8 protein-coding genes and 1 riboswitch are annotated in these 7208 nt (G+C 57.0%); of the genes, 3 read left to right on the top strand and 5 right to left on the bottom strand.

Annotated elements, in window-relative coordinates; all coding sequences use genetic code 11:
- Positions 1-69: 69 nt before the first annotated feature.
- The 4 genes from ACUVTA_RS07740 to ACUVTA_RS07725 form a co-directional block, all read right to left on the bottom strand.
- Positions 70-708 (bottom strand): response regulator, encoded by a 639-nt coding sequence (locus ACUVTA_RS07740; protein ID WP_445952378.1) that lies wholly within the window; start codon positions 706-708, stop codon positions 70-72.
- 33 nt (positions 709-741) lie between these two features.
- Entirely contained in the window at positions 742-1836 is a 1095-nt protein-coding gene (locus ACUVTA_RS07735) for a sensor histidine kinase (protein WP_445952379.1), read from the bottom strand.
- A 69-nt stretch (positions 1837-1905) separates the two neighbouring features.
- Complete coding sequence (locus tag ACUVTA_RS07730) at positions 1906-3090, bottom strand: glycosyltransferase family 4 protein (RefSeq protein WP_445952377.1); 1185 nt, start codon at positions 3088-3090, stop codon at positions 1906-1908.
- A gap of 268 nt (positions 3091-3358) precedes the next feature.
- Positions 3359-3508 carry a hypothetical protein gene (locus ACUVTA_RS07725; RefSeq protein ID WP_445952376.1) on the bottom strand — a complete coding sequence of 50 codons (150 nt, stop codon included), beginning with the start codon at positions 3506-3508 and terminating at the stop codon, positions 3359-3361.
- Positions 3509-3816: 308 nt separating this feature from the next.
- Positions 3817-3949: riboswitch (SAM riboswitch) on the top strand.
- A gap of 79 nt (positions 3950-4028) precedes the next feature.
- On the opposite strand from ACUVTA_RS07725, the gene ACUVTA_RS07720 reads away from it, so the two are divergent.
- The 3 genes from ACUVTA_RS07720 to ACUVTA_RS07710 are packed head-to-tail and all read left to right on the top strand — an operon-like array spanning position 4029 to position 6408.
- A complete protein-coding gene (locus ACUVTA_RS07720; RefSeq protein ID WP_445952375.1) occupies positions 4029-5246 on the top strand; it encodes a homocysteine biosynthesis protein in 1218 nt (405 codons plus the stop codon).
- Complete coding sequence (locus ACUVTA_RS07715; protein WP_445952374.1) at positions 5247-5648, top strand: NIL domain-containing protein; 402 nt, start codon at positions 5247-5249, stop codon at positions 5646-5648.
- Between the two features lies 1 nt (position 5649).
- On the top strand, positions 5650-6408 hold the full coding sequence (locus ACUVTA_RS07710) for a UPF0280 family protein (protein WP_445952373.1): 759 nt from the start codon (positions 5650-5652) through the stop codon (positions 6406-6408).
- Here ACUVTA_RS07710 and ACUVTA_RS07705 read toward each other — a convergent pair.
- On the bottom strand, positions 6365-7105 hold the full coding sequence (locus ACUVTA_RS07705) for an HD-GYP domain-containing protein (RefSeq protein ID WP_445952372.1): 741 nt from the start codon (positions 7103-7105) through the stop codon (positions 6365-6367). The genes ACUVTA_RS07710 and ACUVTA_RS07705 overlap by 44 nt on opposite strands.
- Between the last annotated feature and the right edge of the window lie 103 nt (positions 7106-7208).

Genomic DNA, 7208 nt, shown 5'->3' with positions numbered 1-7208 from the left:
ACGCCATTGCTTTTCCAGTAAAACTACTATCTTATCGGATCGGAAGTAATCACCCCAAAATGGCCGGTGCTACAGCTCTACAAGCCGCTGTTTGATGGCGTAAAGTGCCGCCTGTGTTCGGTCGGTCACCCTAATTTTTTGAAAGATATTCGATAAATGATTTTTCACCGTCTTTTCGCTGATAAAGAGCTTGTTTGCAATCTCCCGGTTACTCGCCCCTGCTGCCACCAGACGCAAAACTTCGATCTCCCGCTCGGTGAGGCCGTCGGGATTGCTGTGGGCGGCTAGCCGGTTGAACTCCTGAAAAACCTTAGCCGTCAAATGCGGGGGAATAAAGGATTCGCCCCGCGCAGCGCCGTAAATGGTTTCTACCAACTTATCCACAGACATATCCTTCAAAACGTAACCCGAAACGCCAGCCCGGATCATCTCGAAAAGATACTCTTCCTGATCGTGAATCGTAAGGACCACCACCGCCGTTTCCGGGCGAATCCGCTTGATCTCGCGACAGGCTTCAATCCCGTTCATCTCTGGCATGCTAATATCCAGAAGAACCACATCGGTCGGCTGTTTTCGGATGAATTCAACCGCTTCCCGGCCGTTAGCCGCTTCACCAACCACCACGATACCCGGTTCTACCGAAAGGATCTTGATTAAACCCTGCCGGATCAGGGCGTGGTCGTTAACAACAAGAACCCGTACCGCCATCCAACTCCTCTCCCCAACCTCTGAAGAGAACACTTAGAGAACGTGATCCTTCCAGTGATTCCTTACTGATCTTCTGTTTGGAAGATTAACACTTACCATGATGGTTGTTCCCTTCCCGGGCAAAGAGACGATTTCCAGTTCACCGTTTAAAAGCTGCACCCGTTCCCTGATTCCTAGCAGCCCGTAGCCTTTCCGCTCCAGGTCTTTGAGCACCTTTTCCACATCAAACCCCTTGCCGTTATCCCGTACCACCAGGTTCACCCGCGCTGGCAAAACTTCGAGCTTAACCAAGGCGCTGGTGGCATGAGCGTGCTTGTAAATGTTGTTGAGCGCCTCCTGCACAATCCGAAAGAGCGCCACCTCCACCGCTGGCGGCAACCTCTTCTGGGGTCCAAAGTACTGGTACTCTACCGGTAACCCGTATTGTTCCTTGTAGTTAGCTATAAACTTCTTAAGCGCCGCCGCCAGCCCCAGATCGTCAAGCGCCATCGGTCGGAGGTCGAAAATTATCTTGCGTGTATCCTGGAGGCTGGTGCGGATCAGATCTTGAAGTGCCAGAAGTTCCTCGCGGAGTTTTGCCGGATCCCGGTCCAGCAGCTTCAGGCAAAATTCTGCCCGCATCACCACATTAGCCATCGATTGCGCAGGACCGTCGTGGATCTCCCGGGCCACCCGCCGCCGCTCTTCCTCCTGCGCCTCCAGGATCCGGAGCGCCATCTGCTGCCACTGCTGCATCTCCCCCATTCGTCCCGCGGCTTCCTGGAAATCAGTGCGGAGGTAGTCGAGAACCACTCCTATCCGTGACGCCAGGCGGGTTGCCCGCTGCCGCGTCTCTAGTAGCCGCTTAAGCGACCGCTCCATATCATCCCGGCGCAGGCGGAGCATCGCTTCTTTTTGCCGGAGGGTCGCCAGTTCTAACTGCAGCCGCTGGGTGTTTTCGTACGCTTCTTTTATGTCCGCTTCCGTATGCTTAGTGAAGTCGGCGCTTACCTCCATTAACCACAGGCGTACCGCCTTCTCTACCTTCTCCAAACTATCAACCCGGGCAATGATCTCGAGTGTTTCTTTACGAACCGCCTCTGCCTCTTGCTGGAGACGCCTGACTTCGGCTTCGGTCGCCTCAGCGATCGAAAAAATCTCCTCTCTATTTTTTTTCGATTAGACTCGTGATTTCTTTAATGATTTCTTCAAGCGTTTTTACTGCCACTGCCTCTCCCCGCCTTCAGCAGTAAAGTCGCCGCCGCGTTTTTTCTCTGCCAGCGCCCGGTAATGCCCCAAAAGGACCGCCGCGAGTCGGCCGATGGATAACTCCGCGGCCTTCGTCACCGCCCCCTCCTTTAGGTTCCGGTAAAGGTGCGGGTCCCCGAGCACCCGGCAGACCGCCGCAGCAAATATCGCTTCGTCCAGTGGCGTGAGGAACCCATCCACCCCTTCATTGACCATTTCGCTCACGCCCCGGGCCCTGACGGCCACGACCGGCAGCCCGGCCGCCTTGGCCTCCCCGATTACCAGACCCTGGGTTTCCGTAAGCGAGGCCATAACAAAGAGATCGGCCGCCGCGTAACAATCCTTAACCCGCTCTGGCGCTACCGGACCCGCGAAAACCACTTTCTCGTAGATGCCGAGCCTCCGAGCCTCTTCCCGGAGTTCTTCCCGCGCCGGGCCGCCCCCCACCAGAACCAGCCGCACCGCATCAAGACGAGTGGCGATATCGCGAAACGCCCGCAGCAAAAAGGCGATGTTCTTTTCCCTGCCGAGGCGGCCCACGTAAAGGAGTACCCTTTCTTCCGGGTCGATACCCAAGCGTCTCCGGAAACCGGCGCCGTCGCCACCCCGGAAGGCCGCAAGCTCAATACCGGTCGGTAGAACCGCTACCGGAACGGTAACTCCCGACCGCAAGAGGTACTCCCGGATGGCTCCGGTCGGCGCCAGCACCAAATCACAACGGTTACAAAAATTTACCGTATAACGCCGCGTGATGATTCGCGCCGGCTGGCGCAGAAAGGGGAAATAGTGAACGTACTCTTCGTAAAGGGTGTGGTAGGTGAAGATAAGGGGTAACCCCAAACGCCGCGCCCAGCGTGCCCCAAGGCGCCCGAGAAAAAAGGGGGAATGGACGTGAATCAGGTCGAGCCCGAGGCTCCTGAGCGTTCGCCCGAGGCGGACCGAAAGCGGAATCGCTACGGCAAAGTCCGGGTTAGTGGGGGCCGGCACCGAAAAGAACCGGAAGACTTTCTCCTCAGGTTCACAGTTCGGGTAGCATGGCGCGAAGATAAAGAAAGAGACGCCCCGCTCCGCCAGCGCCAGACGAAACGTCTCGATCGACCGGACTACACCGCTCGTATAAGGCCGGTAGCTATCCGCAAAGACGCCTACGCGCAAAAAGCTTCGCCTCCCGCTTTTAAAAAACTTGGCAGCGGCACATAATCTATCCGCTGCTACTTCAAGCGCCGATCAGCCCAAGCATTCTCCGGCAGTTTCTCTATTCGCCCTTTTTCCGCTCACCTCCTTTTACGCTACTCCCCGAAAAGAAAAAGCCCGGGGTCAGATCCCGGGCAGCCGCTGGAGAAGTGTATCCTACCAGGGATGGGTCCCGATAATCACCTCTTTGCCGAACTTCCCCTTAATCTTTTGGGCCAACTCTTCGGGGTTAATCGGGCACTTCGCGGGTAGCAGAAGCCTTGACGATACAGGTTCCGAGATACACCACGTCGAAATCGCGCCCGTAAGCCTTTGCGATATCGCTAATGAGACCCAACTTAGGCATCACCAGCCCCGGGCAATCGCCGCAATCCCCCATACCTACGATTTCGAGCGGTTCGTCCCTCTACCTTGCAAACTCTCCTGCCCGCTCCGCCACGGCCTTAAAACACTTGATACACGAAACACAGGTAATGTCTCTAATCTTTTTGCACGACAGGATCACGATCCGCGCCACACCTAACACCCCCTTGGCAAAATTTTTGAGCAAATGTGTTATAAAAACAAAAATGGCATAATGTCTACCCTCTCAACCCTACCCGGTTTAATTTTTCTCGTCAGTCTCCTCTTGACAGGTCCGCCAAAACTTGATAACTTTAAGGGCAAATTAAATAGCGTGTTCCCGGGCTCTTATCAAGAGTGGCGGAGGGACTGGCCCTATGAAGCCCGGCAACCAGTCGGGCGTGGCTACGAAGGCTGCGGCCCGGCCAGGTGCCAATTCCAGCAGAAGAGCTCACCCATCTCTTCTGATAGATAAGGGTGCCTAAAATAAAGGCCTCTCGTTAGAAGAGGCCTTTATTTTACCCGCAGGCAGCACGCCGGGGAAAGGAGGAACTTAGATGCGCGATAAAACTTTCGCCATGATTAACGAAAAAATTAAAGCCGGTAAAGCAGTGGTCGTTACCGCCGAGGAACTGATCGCCCTCGTCCAGGAAAAAGGGGTTAGCCGGGCGGCGCAGGAAGTCGACGTGGTCACCACCGGAACCTTCGCGCCGATGTGCTCCTCGGGAGCCTACTTCAACTTCGGGCACAGCGCCCCCCGGATAAAGTTCAACCGCGTCTGGCTCAACGGCGTGCCCGCTTACGCCGGTCTCGCCGCGGTTGACTGCTACTTGGGCGCCACCGCACTGCCCGAAGAGGACCCGCTCAATAAAAATCACCCCGGTGAATTCCGCTACGGCGGCGGGCACGTCATTGAGGACTTCGTAGCCCGCAGGCCGGTACGTCTCAAGGCTTTCGGCTACGGAACCGATTGTTACCCGCGCCGGGAGATTGAGACTGTAGTTACCCTCGACGATATTAACGAGGCGGTGCTCTTTAACCCGCGCAACGCCTACCAGAACTATGCCTGCGCGGTAAACACGGGGCCGCGGACGCTTTACACCTACATGGGGGTCTTAAAACCCAACCTCGGGAACGCGCACTACTCCACTTCCGGGCAGCTAAGCCCGCTTTTAAAGGACCCGTACTTCCGAACTATCGGTGTCGGTACCCGTATCTTCTTAGGCGGCGGGGTCGGTTACGTGGTCTGGAACGGTACGCAGCACTTCCCGAGCCTCCCGCCGCTTCCGGAAGGAGCGCCGCGTGTTCCGGCGGGGGGCACGCTTGCGGTTTTAGGCGATTTGAAGCAGATGAGCCCGCAGTGGCTGCGCGGTACGAGTATGCTTGGCTACGGCGCCACCTTAAGCGTAGGTATCGGGATACCCATCCCGATTTTGAACGAGGAGATCTGTTATTACGCCTCCCGTACCGACGCCGAGCTTTACGCCCCCATTATTGATTATGCGGAAGCTTACCCGAACCGCAAACCCGGTAACCTAGGGTTTGTGAGCTATGCCGCGCTTAAATCAGGGCGGATTACAATAGCGGGTAAAGAAGTGTCGACAGCACCACTCTCGAGCTACGTTAAAGCTCTGGAGATATCTGCGATTTTGAAACGCTGGATTAGCGAAGGCAGATTCCTTCTTGGGGAACCGGTCCAGCTTCTTCCAGGCCCGGACGCCGGCATCGTACCCCGGACCCTTGAAATCCGCGACACCGAAAGGAGTGAGAGGTAAATGGCACCGAGCAAAGTTGTTCTTCGGTTTCCGGCGGCGATTGCCGACAAACCGATCATCTTCCGCCTGGTTAAAGACTACAATCTGATGATCAATATTTTGAAGGCGAACATTAACCCGCACAAGGAGGGGATGATGGTTCTCGACGTTGCCGGCGAGAAAACCGAAGAGGGGCTAGAATTTCTTCGGCAGCAAGGCGTTGGGGTGCAACCGCTCACCGAAGAAGTGGTCCGGAATGAGGAACGGTGTACCCACTGCGGCGCCTGCACCGCCATTTGCCCCACCGGGGCGCTTTATATCGAGCGGCCCTCGATGCTGGTTCGCTTCGACAGCGAGGCCTGCGTCGTCTGCCAGCTCTGCGTGCGGGCCTGCCCGATGAAGGCGATGGAGGTCCGGTTCTGATTTGGCCCGCCGCACCTACCGCGCACTCTTTCGAGAAGAGGACCTCTTCTTTTTCGAGGTCAAAGTGAAGGAGACCGATCTTTGCCTCGGCGTCCGCGCGGAGCGTTTTACACCAGAGCTTGTCTGGTTGGTTGAGAAAAAGGTCAAACAGGAGCGGGCCCTGCTCGAAGCCTATATTGAAAAGGACCCCGTTTTCTTAAAAACCCTTAAGCCGCACCGCCCGCTTCCGGACGCCCCGGGAATCGCGGTGGCCATGGCTGAAGCTGGAGCTGCTTGCGGCGTTGGCCCCATGGCCGCAGTGGCCGGGGCTTTCGCCGATCTGGTGGGTCGGCTCCTGGCGCGTTATTCCCGGGACGTGATCGTCGAAAACGGGGGCGATATTTTTCTCAAATCCACCCGGAAGCGCCGGGTAGGTATCTTCGCTGGCAGCTCGCCCCTTTCCTGCCGAATAGCACTCGAAACCCCCCCAGAGCATACGCCGCTCGGCATCTGTACCTCATCCGGAACTGTCGGCCATTCTTTAAGCTTCGGACGGGCCGACGCCACCGTAATCCTCGCTGGGACCGCCACCCTCGCCGATGCCGCAGCTACCGCTGTGGGGAACATCGTCCAAAATCCGGCGGATATCAAAAAGGCACTCGCCTGCGCCCAGGAGATACCCGGCGTTGCGGGCGCCGTCGTGATTATTGGTGACGCCTTAGGTGTATGGGGCAAGGTCAAGCTTGTTCCCGCGCTCCCTCCGGAGAGCCCTTCGCCCTAACCGGTTCTAACACCTTCACCGGTTCAGCAATCACGCTAAACCGCGCAAAATTGAGGAGCCTCGCTTTCAAAACATCCGTTACCTCGTAACCTTTAGGCACGAGGACCACGCCCCGTCCGTCCCGGATATCGTCTGCTAACACCATTCCCGGCAAGAGTTCGTCGAGACCCAGGGCCCGCACGATAAAGCCTTCTTTCGCGTTTAGCACCTCGGCCTCCAGCGCCCCAAGAACCTCCGGGTCGTATAAGTTACGCCGCTCCTGCGTTACGGCAACTGCTTCGTCTGGAGTTTTCCCCATCTGCAGGAGCGCGTCGGAGTCGTGCACCACCCTGAGCACTCGCCCGATAAAGGGGATCGCCCCGGCCTTTCGGTTGTCGGCGGGGAAACCTCCCCCGTCGTACTGCTTGAGCTGGTACGCGATTCCCGCGGCGATATTCTCAAGGCGAGGGATGTTAGCCAGTAGCCTCTGTCCCACCTGCGGGTAAGTAAGGAAAACCCTCTCCTCCTCCGTCAGAACCTTACCCCGCGCCTTCTTCTCTAGAATGCTCTGGGGGATCGTAACGTAGCCTACTTGGGCCAGCATTACCGCCAGCTCTAACTCCCACAGCTTCGCGACCTTAAGGCGGATACCTATGCGGCGGCGGGAAGCCTGGTTTACCGCTACCGGATTCAGAAGCGACAGAATTTCAATGAGCATTTTAATGCTGCCCCAAAGCGTTTTTCTCCAAAAGCTCCCGCTCCGCATTGAAGGTAGTTCCCTTCCCAACCTCCGATTCCCCGGTAATATTGCCCTGGTGCTT

Source organism: Thermodesulfitimonas sp. (assembly GCF_052743955.1).
The sequence above is the reverse complement of the archived record's forward strand: the minus strand, read 5'-3'. Positions and strand labels throughout refer to the sequence as shown.